The sequence below is a fragment of the Streptomyces sp. NPDC050422 genome (assembly GCF_044458665.1).
Lineage (GTDB): Bacteria > Actinomycetota > Actinomycetes > Streptomycetales > Streptomycetaceae > Streptomyces.
In genome coordinates this window covers 321,445-337,422 of sequence record NZ_JBITIE010000005.1, presented here as the reverse complement: position 1 = coordinate 337,422, position 15,978 = coordinate 321,445, and the positions used below count along the sequence as shown (strand labels likewise).

Annotated in this window: 11 protein-coding genes; 4 read left to right on the top strand and 7 right to left on the bottom strand. The window is 70.2% G+C overall.

The window, feature by feature from the left end; genetic code table 11:
- Positions 1-49: 49 nt before the first annotated feature.
- The gene (locus ACIBJG_RS09625) at positions 50-1,774 is read right to left on the bottom strand and encodes a carbohydrate-binding module family 20 domain-containing protein (protein ID WP_399306118.1); all 1,725 of its coding nucleotides are present in this window, start codon (positions 1,772-1,774) and stop codon (positions 50-52) included.
- A gap of 502 nt (positions 1,775-2,276) precedes the next feature.
- Between ACIBJG_RS09625 and ACIBJG_RS09620 the strand changes: the two genes are divergently transcribed.
- Together ACIBJG_RS09620 and ACIBJG_RS09615 are read left to right on the top strand one after the other, a co-directional pair.
- On the top strand, positions 2,277-2,873 hold the full coding sequence (locus ACIBJG_RS09620; RefSeq protein ID WP_399306115.1) for an NAD(P)H-dependent oxidoreductase: 597 nt from the start codon (positions 2,277-2,279) through the stop codon (positions 2,871-2,873).
- 54 nt (positions 2,874-2,927) lie between these two features.
- Positions 2,928-3,806, top strand: a complete 879-nt coding sequence (locus ACIBJG_RS09615) for a hypothetical protein (protein WP_399306112.1) — start codon at positions 2,928-2,930, stop codon at positions 3,804-3,806.
- A gap of 60 nt (positions 3,807-3,866) precedes the next feature.
- Here ACIBJG_RS09615 and ACIBJG_RS09610 read toward each other — a convergent pair whose 3' ends face one another.
- The 5 genes from ACIBJG_RS09610 to ACIBJG_RS09590 all read right to left on the bottom strand — a co-directional run bounded on the left by ACIBJG_RS09610 (position 3,867) and on the right by ACIBJG_RS09590 (position 9,888).
- Positions 3,867-4,934, bottom strand: a complete 1,068-nt coding sequence (locus ACIBJG_RS09610) for a LacI family DNA-binding transcriptional regulator (protein WP_399306109.1) — start codon at positions 4,932-4,934, stop codon at positions 3,867-3,869.
- Positions 4,919-6,595 (bottom strand): glycoside hydrolase family 13 protein, encoded by a 1,677-nt coding sequence (locus ACIBJG_RS09605; protein ID WP_399306106.1) that lies wholly within the window; start codon positions 6,593-6,595, stop codon positions 4,919-4,921. The genes ACIBJG_RS09610 and ACIBJG_RS09605 overlap by 16 nt, the downstream gene beginning before the upstream one ends.
- 99 nt (positions 6,596-6,694) lie before the next feature.
- A complete protein-coding gene (locus ACIBJG_RS09600; RefSeq protein WP_399306310.1) occupies positions 6,695-7,579 on the bottom strand; it encodes a sugar ABC transporter permease in 885 nt (294 codons plus the stop codon).
- The gene (locus ACIBJG_RS09595) at positions 7,573-8,589 is read right to left on the bottom strand and encodes a carbohydrate ABC transporter permease (protein WP_399306103.1); all 1,017 of its coding nucleotides are present in this window, start codon (positions 8,587-8,589) and stop codon (positions 7,573-7,575) included. Before ACIBJG_RS09595 ends, ACIBJG_RS09600 begins: the two co-directional genes overlap by 7 nt.
- A gap of 21 nt (positions 8,590-8,610) precedes the next feature.
- Positions 8,611-9,888: an extracellular solute-binding protein gene (locus ACIBJG_RS09590; RefSeq protein ID WP_399306100.1), complete on the bottom strand. Its 1,278-nt coding sequence runs from the start codon at positions 9,886-9,888 to the stop codon at positions 8,611-8,613.
- A gap of 383 nt (positions 9,889-10,271) precedes the next feature.
- Between ACIBJG_RS09590 and ACIBJG_RS09585 the strand changes: the two genes are divergently transcribed.
- Both ACIBJG_RS09585 and ACIBJG_RS09580 read left to right on the top strand, forming a co-directional pair.
- Positions 10,272-11,339 carry a LacI family DNA-binding transcriptional regulator gene (locus ACIBJG_RS09585; protein WP_399306097.1) on the top strand — a complete coding sequence of 356 codons (1,068 nt, stop codon included), beginning with the start codon at positions 10,272-10,274 and terminating at the stop codon, positions 11,337-11,339.
- Positions 11,340-11,474: 135 nt separating this feature from the next.
- On the top strand, positions 11,475-12,365 hold the full coding sequence (locus tag ACIBJG_RS09580) for a phosphatase PAP2 family protein (RefSeq protein WP_399306307.1): 891 nt from the start codon (positions 11,475-11,477) through the stop codon (positions 12,363-12,365).
- A gap of 131 nt (positions 12,366-12,496) precedes the next feature.
- Here the strand turns inward: ACIBJG_RS09580 and ACIBJG_RS09575 are convergent, their stop codons facing one another.
- Positions 12,497-15,490 carry a bifunctional [glutamine synthetase] adenylyltransferase/[glutamine synthetase]-adenylyl-L-tyrosine phosphorylase gene (locus ACIBJG_RS09575; RefSeq protein ID WP_399306094.1) on the bottom strand — a complete coding sequence of 998 codons (2,994 nt, stop codon included), beginning with the start codon at positions 15,488-15,490 and terminating at the stop codon, positions 12,497-12,499.
- Positions 15,491-15,978 lie beyond the last annotated feature (488 nt).

Sequence of the window (15,978 nt, the reverse complement as noted above, 5' to 3'; positions counted from 1 at the left end):
CGATTGAGGACACGGCGCGGCCGGAGACCGCGCAGTCCACCGAAAGACCTCAGCCGCGCCAGACGTCGGCGGTGAGGGTGACCTTGCCGGAGGACGGCACCGTGGCCGTGCGGTTGGCACCGCTCTCCCAGGTCACGTTGCCGCCCGCGTCCTTGCGGACGTACTTGTACTCGAACGTCGTACCGGCGGGCAGGCTCACGTCGAGCTTCCAGACGGGGTACGTGGCCGGGTCCAGCTTCGGCGCGGAGGCCGGGTTCCAGTTGCCGAGGGCGGCCTGGTTGCCGGTGACGTAGATGTTCTGGCCGAGCTGGGTGGTGGCGTTGACCCCGAAGGAGGCGCCGGACGTGCCCGTGCCGGGATCGGTCGGGTCCGTCGGGTCGGTGCCGCCGCCGGTGCAGGTGCGGGCGCCGGTCTGGAGGGCGAGGGCGGTGTTGGCGCCGAGCGTGGCGGTGAACTGGCCGGAGCCGTTGACCGTGACGCCGTTGCCGGACTGGATGTCGCAGTAGTCGCCGGCGGGCAGCGAGGTCTGGAACGTACGGGTCAGCGAGGAGCCCTCGTGGTTGATCGCGACGTACGCCTTGGAGCCGCGGCCGAAGGCGATCTGGTCACCGCCGTTGTCCCACCAGTTGGTGACGGCCTCGCCGCGCGCGGTGTTGCGGAAGCCGACCATGGAGGAGATCTCGCGCCAGGCGTGCTGGCACTTCCAGCCGTCGCTGTAGCAGGCGTTCACGGTGCCGCCGTTGGGCGGACCGGCGTCCTTGTCGGACCACTCGTAGCCGGAGTGGACGTCGGGCGAGCCGTACGGCCAGGCCAGCATGAACACACTGGCGAGCGTGTAGTTGGCGCCGTCCTTGTAGTTCAGCGTCTCGCCGTTGCGCTCGGTGTCGTGGTTGTCGACGAAGACCGCGGCCTTCGAGGAGGACATGAAGCCCCAGCCCTCACCGAAGTTCTTCAGGTTGGCCAGGTTCTCGTTGTTGAAGACCTGCTTGAGGCTGCGGGCGTAGCGGAACTCCTGGACGTCGCCGGTGCCGGCGTACTCGTCGGGCGATACGGCCTCGCCGGCGCCGTAGATCGCCTCCTGCTTCCAGTAGACGCCGGAGTTGCTCAGCCGGGACTTGATGTTGGCGAGGTCACCGGCGGGGATGTGCTTGGCCGCGTCGATGCGGAAGCCGTCGACGCCGAGCGAGAGCAGGTCGTTGAGGTATCCGGCGATCTTGCCTCGGACGTAGTCCTCACCGGTGTCCAGGTCGGCGAGGCCCACGAGTTCGCAGTTCTGGACGTTGGCGCGGTCGCCGTAGTTGTTGATCTGCGACTGGCAGTCGTTCATGTCGTTGACCGAGTACAGGCCGGGGTAGTCGTACTTGCTGTACGAGGACCCGCCCGTGCCCGTGCCGGAACCGGCCGACATGTGGTTGATGACCGAGTCGGCGACGACCTTGACACCCGCGCTGTGGCAGGTGCTGACCATGTTGGCGAACGAGGTGCGGTCGCCGAGCCGTCCGGCGATCTTGTAACTGACCGGCTGGTACGAGGTCCACCACTGCCCGCCCTGGATGTGCTCCTGGGGCGGGGAGACCTGTACGAAGCCGTAGCCGGCCGGGCCGAGGGAGTCCGCGCACGCCTTGGCGACGGAGTCGAACTTCCACTCGAAGAGGACGGCGGTGACGTCCTTGGTACCCGGGGCGGAGGCCTGTGCGTTCGTGGCGGGAACCACGAGGGCGGCGGCGCCCGCTGTCAGGGCGAGCGCGGCGGACAACAGGGGTCTGCTGGCCATGTTTTCCTCCTGCGGTGGGGGAAATGCGGGGATGACGGTGCAGCCTCATACGGCAACGCGCCCTGCCCTCAAGGCTCCTGAAGGTTCTTGCTGCAAGAATGCAAACCTTGCCGCGGGGAGACCGTACGAGGCCGTCAGGTTCCGGTCAACCCTTTGGACATCAGCTGCTCACATCCACGAAATACTGGAGATTCCTTCCTGCAAGGTCTTACGCAAGACATTGCAACGCTGTTACGTTTCTCCCGACTCCGGTCCGGTCGGCCGGGGGTCCCGTTAGCCCGGGCCCCACGCGCCCGGCCGGCCGGGCCGGTCACGTACAAGAGGGGCATCCGGGGGTCACACTCCCCGCCGGCCCATCCGGGTCGACTCCCGGTGCCCCTCGTGTGCGTGACGGAGACCCTGCCCCCCGGCGGCACCTCACCCGGCATGATGGGCACCGAGCGGGGGCTGCTCCGCGCCCCCGCGGCTGACGACCACGCATGACGTCCTTGGGGGAAATGGCATGGTGCGCACCGGGGTCTACCTCGCCCATCCGCGGCCCGGAAGCTTCAACCACGCGGTGTTCGACGCCGTGGTGCGGGAACTGCGCGACCGGGGCGGCGAGGTACTGGCGCACGATCTCTGCGCGGAGGGATTCGCCCCCGGGCTGACCGCCGACGAGACGGAGACGGTCCGGTCCGCCGCCGGCACTCCGGACGCGCAACTGGCCACACACCGGGCGGAGGTGGCAACGCTCGACGCCCTGGTCTTCATCCACCCCAACTGGTGGGGCATGCCGCCCGCCGTCCTCACCGGGTGGGTGCAGCGCGTGATGGTGCCCGGCGTCGCCTACAAGCTGGGCACGTCGGACGGGGAGCCGCAGGGGCTGCTGAAGGCCCGCCGGGCCCTCGTCCTGAACACCTCCGACACTCCCGCCGAACGGGAGGCGGGCGAGTTCGGGGATCCGCTGGACAGGATCTGGGCGGCATGTGTCCTGCCGTACGTGGGAGTCACCGACGTACGCCGGGTCGTCTTCCGGACGGTCACCGACTCCTCCGACGAGACCCGCGCGTCCTGGCTGCGCGAGGCCCGTGAACACGCCCGCGGACTGCTGGCCTGACGTGCGCAGAGGGCTCCGCGCACGGTCTGACGGGGCCGATTAGACTCACCGCCCATGTGGCAAGGACAGCAGTCGCCTCCCGGACAGCCGAACCCGCAGGACACCTACGTCAGTTCGACCCCCGAAGCGCCCCGCCGCCCCCGGAACCGGACCGCGATCACCGCCGTCGCCGCTTCCGCGGCCGTCGTCGTGGCCTGCGGGGTCACGGGCTTCCTCGTACTCCGCGACGACGACGGCAACGGGAAGGACCGGGCCGACGCGAAGTCCTCGGCATCCGCCTCGGCGAGCCCCGACGGCACGGACCGGTCGGCGGCCGGAGGCGGCTCGGGCCCGCTCGTCCCCGGCTGGAACACGGTGGTCAACGCCAAGCGCGGCATCACCTTCGACGTGCCCGCCTCCTGGACGCGCCAGTCCGCGAGCTGGGTCAGCTACGTCGCGAAGGACGACGACCCCGAGGAGAAACCGCTGGTCGCGATGATGGCCCCGGCCGTCCTCAAGGAGAAGTGGTGCACGTCCGACGACAACAAGAACGGCGACGCGGAGAACACCGCGCTCGCCTCGACGGGCACCACCGGCGAGAAGGGCTCGAAGAGCGCCGCCGAGGCCGCCGCGGACACCGCGAAGAACTGGGTCTACGGCGCCTACACCCAGCCCGACACCTCCGGTCTCACGATCAGTGAGCCCGAGTCGTACCGGACGAAGGCGGGCGTCGAGGGCAGCCTCGTGACCGTCACGTCGTCCGGGACACCGAAGAAGGGGAAGTGCGACAGCGCCGGCAAGGCGGTGACGTTCGCCTTCAAGAACGCGGCGGGTGACTTCGTGTCGTGGACCTACGTCGGGGCGCACGGGGTGCCCGACGAGGTGTCCGACACCACGATCCGCCAGATCCTCGGCACCGTGCGCCTCTTCGAGGAGGGCGACGGGCAGAGCTGAGCGGCACGCGGAACGGGGCCGGGTCCCCCCTCCGGACCCGGCCCTGTTCCCCTCGCCCGTTCAGGCGCTGCGGAGCGCCGCCGTGGACCCCCGTACCACCAGCTCCGGCTGGAAGACGTACTCCGTGCGCTGTACGGGACTTCCGCCGATCTCCTCCAGCAGCGCGCCCACCGCGGCCGCCGCCATCGCCTGCACGGGCTGGCGCACCGTGGTCAGCGGCGGGTCGGTGAACGCGATGAGCTGCGAGTCGTCGAAGCCGACCACGGACACGTCGCGCGGCACGTCGAGCCCCCGGTCCCGGGCAGCACGCACCACGCCCAGCGCCATCAGGTCGCTGCCGCAGACGATGCCCGTGCAGCCTTGGTCGAGCAGCGCACCGGCCGCCACCTGACCGCCCTCGACGCTGAACAGCGTGGAGCAGACCAGGGTTTCGGCGTCGGCACGGTCCAGGCCCAGCAGCGACACCGCCGCGTCCACGAACCCGTCCCGTTTGCGGCGGGAGGGCACATAGCGCTGCGGTCCGATGGCCAGACCGACCCGGCGGTGGCCGAGTTCGGCGAGGTGCCCCACGGCCATCCGCACGGCAGCGTTGTCATCGGGCGAGACGAACGGGGCGCTGATCCGCTCGTTGTAGCCGTTGATCAGGACGAACGGCACGCCACGGTCGGTCAGCGCGGCATAGCGCGCCGGGTCGGCCGAGGTGTCGGCGTGCAGTCCCGAGAGGAACACGATGCCGCCGACGCCGCGTTCGACGAGCTGCTCGACGAGCTCGTCCTCGGTGGCGCCGCCGGGCAGCTGGGTGCAGAGCACCGGCGTGTAGCCGTGGCCCGCCAGGACCTGCTCCACGGACTGCGCGAACGCCGGGAAGATCGGGTTGGTGAGCTCGGGCGTCACCAGTCCGATCAGCCCGGCGCTGCGCTGCCGCAGCCGTACGGGACGTTCGTAGCCGAGGATGTCGAGCGCTGCGAGCACCCGCTGACGCGTGGTGTCCGCGACGCCCGGCTTGCCGTTGAGCACCCGGCTGACGGTCGCCTCGCTGACGGACGCCTGGCCGGCGATGTCCGACAGTCTCAGCGCGCCGCCCGTGCCGGGGCCTCGCGGCAGGGGAACACTCACACCGTCCACCACACCGTGGTGTCCGCCGGCAGCTCGATCTCGGCGCCGTCGGCGTGGACCGGGGTGCTGGACAGCAGGACGCTGCCGCGTACGGGGATGCGGACCGGGGCGCCCGTGGTGTTGACGGTGCAGACGAAGCCGGGACGCGCGAAGACCAGCAGGCCCTCGGGGGCGTCCAGCCACTCCACCGCGGTGCCGGCGCCGAGCCCGGGGTGCACCCGGCGGGCGGCGATCGCGGCCCGGTACAGCTCCAGGGTGGAGCCGGCCGCGCCGGTCTGGGCCTCGATGCTCAGCTCGCCCCAGCCGGCGGGCTGCGGCAGCCAGCTGCCGCCGTCGCCGAAGCCGTACGAGCTGCCCTCACGGGTCCATGGGATCGGCACGCGGCAGCCGTCGCGGAAGCCGTCCTGGCCCTCGGCCCGGAAGAACGACGGGTCCTGGCGGGCCTCGTCGGGCAGGTCGGTGACGTCGGGCAGGCCGAGCTCCTCGCCCTGGTAGACGTAGGCGGAGCCGGGCAGCGCCAGCATCAGCAGGCTGGCCGCGCGAGCCCGGCGCAGACCCAGCTCGCGGTCGCCCGCGGTACGGATCTGGGTGCCGAGGCCGGCCGGGTTGGCGAACCGGGTGGCGTGCCGGGTGACGTCGTGGTTGGAGAGCACCCAGGTGGTGGGGGCGCCGACCGGGCGCATGGCGTTCAGCGAGGTGTCGATGACGGCGCGCAGCTCGGCGGCGTCCCAGGCGGTCGCCAGGTACTGGAAGTTGAAGGCCTGGTGCATCTCGTCGGGGCGCACGTAGTTGGCGGTGCGCTCGACGGTCGGGGTCCATGCCTCTGCCACGGCGATGCGGTCCCCGGGGTACTCGTCGAGGATGGTGCGCCAGCTGCGGTAGATCTCGTGCACACCGTCCTGGTCGAAGAACGGCATGACATCGTTGCCCAGCAGCTTCAACTGGTCGTGCGTGCCCAGGTCGGGCAGCCCCTCGGCCTTGACGAGGCCGTGTGCGACGTCGACCCGGAAGCCGTCGACGCCCATGTCGAGCCAGAAGCGCAGGATCGAGCGGAACTCGTCAGCGACGGCCGGGTGTTCCCAGTTGAAGTCGGGCTGCTCGGGCGCGAAGAGGTGCAGGTACCACTCGCCGGGCGTGCCGTCCGCGTCGGTGGTCCGGGTCCAGGCCGGGCCGCCGAAGATGGACTCCCAGTCGTTGGGCGGGAGTTCGCCGTCGGCGCCCTTGCCGGGGCGGAAGTGGTAGCGCTCGCGCAGCGCGGAGCCGGGGCCCTCGGCGAGCGCGCGCTTGAACCACTCGTGCTGGTCGGAGGAGTGGTTGGGCACCAGGTCGACGATGATCCGCAGGCCCAGGTCGTGGGCATCCCGGATCAGGGCGTCGGCGTCCAGCAGGGTGCCGAACATGGGGTCGATGGCCCGGTAGTCGGCGACGTCGTAGCCCGCGTCTGCCTGCGGGGAGGCGTAGAAGGGGCTGAGCCACACGGCGTCGACGCCGAGGTCCCTGAGGTACGGGAGCCGGGCGGTGACGCCTGCGAGATCGCCCATGCCGTCGCCGTTGCCGTCGGCGAAACTGCGCGGATAGACCTGGTAGATCACCGCGTCCTGCCACCAGCCGGTGCGGTGGCCCGGGGCGTCGTCGGACGTGCCGGTGGAGGGGGCAGCGAGGTGCTGGGTCATGTCGTCCCTGGGGTGTCTGGGTGGGGAGTGGCGCCGGGACCGGGTCGGGATGCCGGCGCCACCGTGACTGGTGCGTGCGGGTCGTACGGCCGTGCAGCCTCAGCCCTTGACGGCTCCGGCGGACATGCCGGTGACGAGGTGCTTCTGCGCGAACAGGAAGACCAGGGCCGCGGGTATCGCGATGAGCACGGACGCGGCGGTCATCGGACCCCACTGAGCCCCGTACTGGTTGACGAACAGCTGCAGTCCGCCCGCGAGCGTGAGGTTGTCCTCGCCGACCATGAACGCGGAGGCGTACGCCACCTCGCCCCAGGCGGTGATGAAGGAGTAGAACGCGGTGACGGCGAGGCCGGGCTTGGCCAGCGGCAGGATGAGCCGCCAGAACGTGCCGAACGGGGTGAGGCCGTCGACCTGACCCGACTCGTCGATCTCGCGCGGGATGGTGTCGAAGAAGCCCTTCATCATCCAGGCGCAGAACGGCACCGAGATGGTGAGGTAGGTGATGACCAGACCGGCCGGCTTATTCAGCAGCCCCATGCCCGCCATGATGTTGTAGATCGGCACGATGAGGACGGCGACCGGGAACATCTGGGTGATCAGCAGCGTCCACATCAGTCCGCGCTTGCCGGGGAAGCGGAAGCGGCTGACGGCATAGCCGGTGGAGGCGGAGACGATCACGCCGATCAGAGTGGTGAGCCCCGCGACGACGACCGAATTGCCGAACCAGGTCAGGAACTTCGTGTTCTGGAGCAGGTTCGTGTAGTTCTCGAACGTGGTCTCCTTGAAGAAGTCCGTGGTCGTCGCGAACGCGGCGGGCTTCAGCGAGGTGAGCAGGACCCAGAGCACGGGGAAGACCGCGATCACGGACGCGACGATCAGCGTCAGGTGCAGTGCCGTGGAGGCCAGCGGTGAACGTTCCCCGCGCGGCCGGACCTTGGGCGCGGAGTGCCGCGCGGCGGTGGTGGGTGCGGTGGTGGTCACCAGTCGTCTCCCTGGGTGCGGAGGACTCGCCGGTACACGGCGGCGAAGAGCAACAGGAGTACGAGGATCAGCACGCCCCAGGTGGAGGACTGCGCGAAGTCGCGCGGGCTGATCTCGAAGGAGAACTTGTACGCCTGTGTCACCAGGATCTGGGTGGCGTCGCCGGGTCCGCCGCGGGTCAGCAGGAAGATCACCGGGAACATGTTGAAGGTCCAGATGGTGGAGAGGAGGATCACCGTCGTGGAGACGGGGCGCAGTCCGGGCAGCGTGATGTGACGGAAGCGCTGCCAGGCGGTGGCGCCGTCCATCTCCGCGGCTTCGTAGTGCTCGCTGGGGATGGACTGGAGCCCGCCGAGGAGGGCGACCATCATGAAGGGCACGCCGAGCCACACGTTGACGGCGATGACAGCGATCTTCGCCCAGTTGGGGTCGTCGAGCCAGGCGATGCCGTCGAAGCCGCCGCCGGAGAGGATCTTGTTGAGCAGCCCGCGGTCCTCGTTGTAGAGGAAGCGCCAGGCGAAGACGGAGACGAAGCCGGGGATGGCCCACGGGAGGATGAGTGCCATCCGGTAGGCGGAGCGTCCGGCGATCCTGCGGTTGAGAATGTTGGCGAGCGCCATGCCGAGGCCGAAGGTGATGGCCACGCAGGAGACCGTCCACACCAGGGTCCACCCGAGTGTGCCGAGGAACTGGTCACCGGTGAGCGCGTCGGCGTAGTTGTCCAGGCCCACGAACTCGTAGGTGGCGGGCATGTGGTTGACACCGATGGACCGCGCGACGTTGCGCTCGTTGGCGTCGGTCAGCGACAGGTAGACGCCGCGGACCAGCGGGTACCCGATGATCACGCCGATCACGACGACGACCGGGGCCACCATCGTCCAGGCGTACCAGTGCGTCGACAGGGCCCGCCGGAGCCTGCTCGGCGGCGGGGGGTTACCAGTACCGCGGCTCCGGCCGCGGGCGACGTCGTCGCCCGCGGCCTTCGCCACCGACTGGCTGGTGTGGACAGCCATCAGTCGGCCTGCCTTCCTGTGTTACTTCCAGCCCTTGAGGAGCTTGCGGTAGGAGTTGCCGGTCGTCTTGACCGCCTTCTCCGGGGAGGTCTGGCCGGTGAGGACCTTCGTGTACTCGGTGACGAGCGGGGCGAAGAGGCTGCCGGTCTCCGGGATCCAGGGGCGCTCGACGGCGCTCTCGACGACCGGCTTGAAGAAGCCGACGATCTCGTTGTCGACGACGGACTCCTCGGCGTAGGCCGAGGTGCGGGTCGGCAGGAGGTTGAGCTCCTTGGTGACCTGGGCCTGCGTCTTGACGGAGGTCATGTAGTCGACGAAGGCGTACGAGGCGTCGAGGTTCTTGGAACCGGCGTAGACGGCCAGGTTGTGGCCGCCCTGCGGGGCGCCCTGCGCGACGGAGCCGGCCGGGACCGGGGCGACGCCCAGGTTCGCCTTGTCCTTGAACTCCTTGCCGGTGTACGTGTCGGCCATGGCCCACGGGCCGTTGATCATCATCGCGACATCGCCGTCCTTGAAGGACGACTGCATGTTCTCCCAGCCGTCCGTCGCGTCGGTCTTCGCGGCACCGGAGTCGACGAGGTCCTTGACGACCTTCATGGCCTTGACGCCGGCGGCGTTGTCGATGGTGACGGACTTGTCGGCGGCGGCGACCATGTCGCCGCCCTCGCCGTACAGGAAGGGCAGGAACCAGTACGCGTCGTCGCCGCGCAGGTAGAAGCCGGTCTTGCCGGTCTTTTCCTTGATCTTCTTCGAGACGGTCTTCAGCTCGTCGATCGTCTTCGGGACCTCGACGCCGGCCGCCTTGAACATCTTCTTGTTGTAGAAGATGCCCAGGGAGTCGATGACCTGCGGCACCGCGTACGTCTTGTCGTTGTACTTGGTGGACGCGGCGGCCTGCTTCAGGAAGTCGTCCTGCTTCACCAGGGCGGCGGTGCCGTCCAGCGGGGCGAGGTAGCCGAGGTCGGCGAACTCGGGGGTCCAGGCGACCTCGGAGCGGATCACGTCGGGGGCGCCGGAGCCGGCCTGGGCCGCGTTCTTGAACTTGTTCTGAGCGTCACCGAAAGGCACGTTGACGTACTTGACGTCGACCTTCGGGTGCTCCTTCTCGAAGCCCTCGGCCAGCTTCTTGAAGACCTTGTCCTCGCTGCCCGCGGTGGAGGTGTCCCACCACGTCACGGTGCCCGAGAGCTCGCCCGAGCTCTTGGAGGTGCCGTCGGAACTGTCGTCGTCACTGCCGCAGGCGGTCGCCGCGAGCGCCAGGGCCGCGACCAGGGCGGTGGCCGTTATGCCACGTCGCATCTGAACTCCTTCAACTGCCGTACCGCTCCGTCGCGGCGCCGGGTCGACGTGAACGTAACAAGGATGAAAGACGGCCGAAAGAGTTTGCGGAAGATTTCTGCAAGCTCCGGTGATCGTTACATTCGCGTGTCCTCAAGGTTGCCGTCAAGCCTCTTGACGGGAGCACCCGATCCCTGGCAGTAGCGGGGCGACCACGGCTGATTCCGCAGTGCGACGATCTGATCGCAACCGGCAAACCTGCCCCGCAAGACCTTGCAAGACGTTGCCGTCGGCTGATGGGGGCGCTTGCTCCGGCCCGCGCGCACAAGGGCCCGCGCGGGAGCTGTCGCCCGATTCCTGTGCATGGTGGGCAATCCGACCCGTGCCCGGTACAGTCCAGTCCCATGACCGCACGGCTTGCCGATATCGCAGCTCAGGCGGGGGTCAGCGAAGCGACGGTCAGCCGCGTACTGAACGGCAAGCCCGGTGTTGCCGCGACCACCCGTGAATCCGTCCTTGCGGCGCTCGACGTCCTCGGCTACGAACGACCCGTCCGGCTGCGCCGGCGCAGCGCCGGCCTGGTCGGCCTGATCACGCCCGAGCTGGAGAACCCCATCTTCCCCGCGCTCGCCCAGGTCATCGGCCAGGCGCTGACGCGGCAGGGCTACACCCCGGTGCTGGCGACCCAGACGCCCGGCGGCTCCACCGAGGACGAGCTCACGGAGATGCTGGTGGACCGGGGCGTCTCGGGCATCATCTTCGTCTCCGGGCTGCACGCCGACACCTCGGCCGACATGCAGCGCTACGAACAACTGCGCGCCCAGGGCGTCCCTTTCGTCCTGGTCAACGGCTTTTCCCCCAAGGTGCAGGCGCCGTTCATCTCACCGGACGACCGGGCCGCCATGCGGCTCGCGGTGACGCACCTGGTGTCGCTGGGCCACACCCGCATCGGCCTGGCGGTCGGCCCGAAGCGCTTCGTTCCCGTGCTCCGCAAGATCGAGGGCTTCCACGCCACGATGCAGGAGCAGTTGAACCTGACGGCGGACCAGGTCGAGGCGCTGATCCAGCACTCCCTGTACACGCTGGAGGGCGGCCAGGCGGCCGCCTCGGCACTGATGGAGCGGGGCTGCACCGCGGTGGTGTGCGCGAGCGACATGATGGCGCTCGGTGCGATCCGTGCCGCCCGCCGGCTCTCCCGGGACGTACCGCGCGACCTCTCGGTGGTCGGCTACGACGACTCACCGCTCATAGCGTTCACCGATCCGCCGCTGACGACGATCCGGCAGCCGGTGACGGCGATGGGTCAGGCCGCTGTGCGCACGCTCCTGGAGGAGATCGGCGGCACACCCGCCCCGCACAGCGAGTTCGTCTTCATGCCGGAACTCGTCGTGCGCGGCTCGACAGCCGCAGGACCCGGCCCCGACGCGCCCTCCGGCGCCCCGGCCGTTCCAGGATCCCACGCGCGTTCGTAGCCCGCAGGACGAGCAACCCGCTTCCGACCGGAGGATCATCAGGCGGAGGCGGCAAATCTGGCAGACTCTATGCCTATGGGTGAATTGAGCGTGAAACGACAGGAAGGCCGTACGGAGGCCACCCCGTCACCCATCGTGAACGAGGCGGCTCCCGAGGCGAATACGAAGCAGAACGGCGACGCGACCCGGATCAGCAGACTGCTCGACCGGGGCCTGGCAGGACTGCGCGCCCCACGGTCGCCCAGGCGGCCACGCATCTGGTTCGAAGTCCTCCTGATCGCGGTCAGTTACTGGCTGTACTCGCTGGTGCGCAACGCCGTCCCCGAACAGAAGACCGCGGCCCTGTCCAACGCCGACTGGCTCTGGTCGGTCGAGCGGTTCCTCGGCATCGCCGTGGAGCAGTCCGTCAACCACGCCGTCAACTCGGTGACATGGCTGATCGTGTCGATGAACTACTACTACGCGACCCTGCACTTCGTCGTCACCATCGGTGTGCTCGTGTGGCTCTTCCGCCGCCACCCCGGCCGTTACGCACCGGCCCGCCTGGCGCTGTTCGCGACCACGGCGGTGGCGCTGCTCGGCTACTACCTGTACCCGTTGGCGCCGCCCCGGCTGATGAACGGCGGCAACTTCATCGACACCGTCATGGTCCACCAGACCTGGGGTTCGATGGCGTCGGGCAACTTCAAGCAGATGTCGAACCAGTACGCGGCGATGCCGTCCATGCACATCGGCTGGTCCCTGTGGTGCGGCCTGAGCGTCTTCGCCCTGGCCTCCGCCCCGTGGGCGCGCATCCTGGGCCTGCTCTACCCGGCGGTCACCCTGATGGTGATCGTGTCGACGGCGAACCACTTCTGGCTGGACGCGGTGGGCGGCATGGCCTGCCTGGCGTTCGGTTACGCGGTGTCGTACGCCTGGTACGGAGCGCTGCCGCACCACCTGCCGAAGCTGATCCCCCCGAAACCGATGCGCCACCCGCGCCTGTCTGCGGTGACGAGACGCCCGAAGGCGGCGGGCGGCAACTAGGAGTCGGGCCCTCCGGCGGCCCTTGGGCCCTTCGCTGGGCCGTTGCGGGTGCGTCCGGGGTTTCGGGGCGCTGCCCCGGGCCCCGCTCCTCAATCGCCGGAGGGGCTTGAGGCGGCCCCGCAAGGGACTCCTCACGCCGCCCCGTAGAACCGTTCCTCCACCACCGCCCGGGCCCTGCGCGTGATCCGCCGGTAGTCGTCCAACATGTCCCCTACATGCCCGGGCTCGTACCCCAGATACCGCCCCACCGCGGTCAGCTCCCGCGGCCCGGAGGGGAACGTGTCGCCCGGCCGCCCACGCACCAGCATCACCGCGTTGCGGACCCGCGAGGCCAGCACCCACGCCTCGTCCAGCGTCTGCGCGTCCTCCGCCGGGATCAGCCCGGCCGCGCACGCCGCGGCCAGCGCCTCCCTCGTCCGGGTGGTGCGCAGCCCCGGCTCCGCCCAGCCGTGCTGCATCTGCATCAGCTGGACGGTCCACTCGACGTCGCTCAGCCCGCCGCGCCCCAGTTTCGCGTGGAGCGTCGGGTCCGCGCCGCGCGGCAGCCGCTCGGACTCCATTCGGGCCTTCAGCCGCCGGATCTCCCGGACGGCGTCCTCCCCCAGCCCCTCCACCGGATACCGCAGCGGGTCGATGAGCTCGACGAAGTCGCGGCCCAGGTCGATGTCGCCCGCCATCGGCTCGGCGCGCAGCAGCGCCTGGCTCTCCCAGACCAGCGACCAGCGCCGGTAGTACGCCTCGTACGACTTCAGCGTGCGCACCAAAGGCCCGCTCTTGCCCTCGGGGCGCAGATCCGCGTCGATGAGCAGCGGCGGGTCGGCGGTGGGCAGCTGGAGCAGCCGGCGCATCTCGGCGACCACCCGGTTCGCGGCCCGGCTCGCCTCCTGCTCGTCGACGCCCTCCCGGGGTGCGTGGACGAACAGGACGTCCGCGTCGGAGCCGTATCCGAGCTCGTGGCCGCCGAAGCGGCCCACGCCGATCACCGCGAACCGGGTGGGCAGGGTGTCGCCCCACTCCGCACGGACAGCGGCCCGCAGCGCCCCGGCGATCGTGACAGCGTTCAGATCGGTGACGGCGCTGCCGACCCGGTCGACGAGCGCCCCGGGGTCGGGCTCGGCCGGATTCTCCTCGGTGCCGTAGGAGCCGATGAGGTCCGCGGCCGTCGTACGGAACAGCTCGCGCCGCCGCACCCCGCGCACCACCGCCACGGCCGACTCCGCGTCCTCCGAGCGCCCGACCGCGGCCAGCACCTCCTGCTCCAGGTGCTCCCGGCTGCGGGGCTTCAGCCCCTGCGGGTCTCCGAGCAGCGCGACCGCCTCGGGGGCGCGCAGCAGCAGGTCGGGGGCGAGCCGGCCGGCGGACAGGACCCGGGCCAGGTTCTCCGCGGCCGCGCCCTCGTCCCGCAGGAGTCGCAGGTACCACGGGGTCTTGCCGAGCGCGTCGGACACCTTGCGGAAACCGAGGAGTCCGGCGTCCGGGTCGGCGGAGTCGGCGAACCAGCCGAGCAGCACCGGCAGCAGCGTGCGCTGGATGGCGGCCTTGCGCGAGACCCCGGAGGACAGCGCCTCCAGATGCCGCAGGGCGGCCGCCGGGTCCTCGTACCCGAGGGCTTCGAGGCGGTGCGCGGCGGCTTTCGCGCTGAGCCGGGACTCGCCGGGGGCGAGCTGGGCGACGGCGTCGAGCAGCGGTCGGTAGAACAGCTTCTCGTGCAGCCGCCGCACCACGGAGGCGTGCCGCTTCCATGCCTGGTTCAGCTCGGCGATGGGGTCGGTACGCATCCCGAGGGAGCGTCCGAGCCGCCGCAGGTCCGGCTCGTCCACCGGGACCAGATGGGTGCGGCGCAGCCGGTACAGCTGGATGCGGTGCTCCATGGCACGCAGGAAGCGGTAGGCGTCGTCCAGCTGGGAAGCGTCCACCCGCCCCACGTATCCGCCCTCGGCGAGCGCGCGCAGCGCCTCCAGGGTCGATCCGCTGCGCAGGGCGGGGTCGTTGCGGCCGTGCACGAGCTGAAGCAGCTGGACGGCGAACTCGACGTCCCGCAGCCCGCCGGGCCCGAGCTTGATCTCGCGGTCGACCCGGTCGGCGGGGATGGTGTCGACGACCCGGCGGCGCATCTTCTGTACGTCGGGCACGAAGTTCTCGCGGTCGGCGGCCTGCCAGACGAGCGGCGAGACGGCCTCGACGTACTCGGCGCCCAGCTCGGGGTCGCCGGCCACCGGCCGGGCCTTGAGGAGTGCCTGGAACTCCCAGGTCTTGGCCCAGCGCTGGTAGTAGGCGAGGTGCGAGCTGAGCGTACGCACGAGCGGCCCGTTGCGGCCTTCGGGCCGGAGGTTGGCGTCGACGGGCCAGATGGTGCCCTCGACGGTCGTGTCGGAGCAGATCCGCATCATGTGGGCGGCCAGCCGGGTCGCGGCCTGCATGGCCGCGTTCTCGTCGGCGCTGTCGGCGGGTTCCGCCACGAAGATGACGTCGACGTCGGAGACGTAGTTCAGCTCGTGGCCGCCGCATTTGCCCATCGCGATGACGGCGAGCCGGCACTGCGCGGCGTCGGCGGGCGTGGCCGTGCGGGCGATGGCGAGCGCGGCCCGGAGCGTCGCCGTGGCCAGGTCGGCCAGCTCGGCGGCGGTCTCGGCGACGTCCGTCGTACCGCACACATCGCGTGCCGCTATCGACAGCAGGCACCTGCGGTAGGCGACACGCAGCGAGTCCGGATCATCGGCCCCGGCCAGTTCACCTTCGAATTCGGGCACGCCGGGGTGCAGGTCGGTGGCCTCGTACGTGACGAGGGCCTGCCAGTCGCGCGGGTGCCGGGCCAGATGGTCACCGAGGGCCTCGGACGCCCCGAGCACCCCGAGGAGCCGGTCCCGCAGGGGCTTGGCGGTGACAAGTGTGTCCAGCAGGATCTGCCGCTCGTCGGCTTCCTCGGCCTCGACGAGCCGGACGACCCCGCGCAGCGCCAGATCGGGGTCTGCGGTGGCCCCGAGGGCGTCGAGGAGGACCGGGTCGGAGCGTACGGAGGAGAGTTCCGGCAGATCCAGCAGCCGCTCGGCGGCGGACGGATCGGTGAAACCGTGCCGCAGCAGTCGGGTGAACGTACTGCTTCTGCGCCCCGGCAACGTCGTCATTCCGCGCTCCTGCTCGCCGCCCGATCACCTTCCAGCCTTCCGAGCCTAGCCGGGCCCCGATGTTCCCGTGAGGTGCCCGGCCCGTTTCGTGGCCCCTTCCCGTGGTGCGGGGTTCCGTCCTCAAGCGCCGGACGGGCTTGGGTGGTGCGGGTGCTCCGCGTTGCTGATGCGCCTTACCCCGGTGGGTGGGGGTCCGGGGTCCCTCCGGGGCGTCTCCTCAAACGACGAACGTTCGGCGGGTACGTAGCGGACCCGGGTATCTGTTCGTCGTCCTGCGGGGACTCCCCTGCACGCCCCCGGACCCGGCCGCCGTGCGTCTGCACCATTCGTCCCACCGGCGTGCAGACGCGGCCGGGACCGGGTGGGGGCGTGCAGGGGAGTCCCCGCAGAAAATGGCGTACGACCCGGGTACCTGTCCGTCGTCGGGTGCACACGCCATTTTTGAGGAGTCTCCCCGGAGGGCCCCCACCCCCACCCACCGGCGCAGG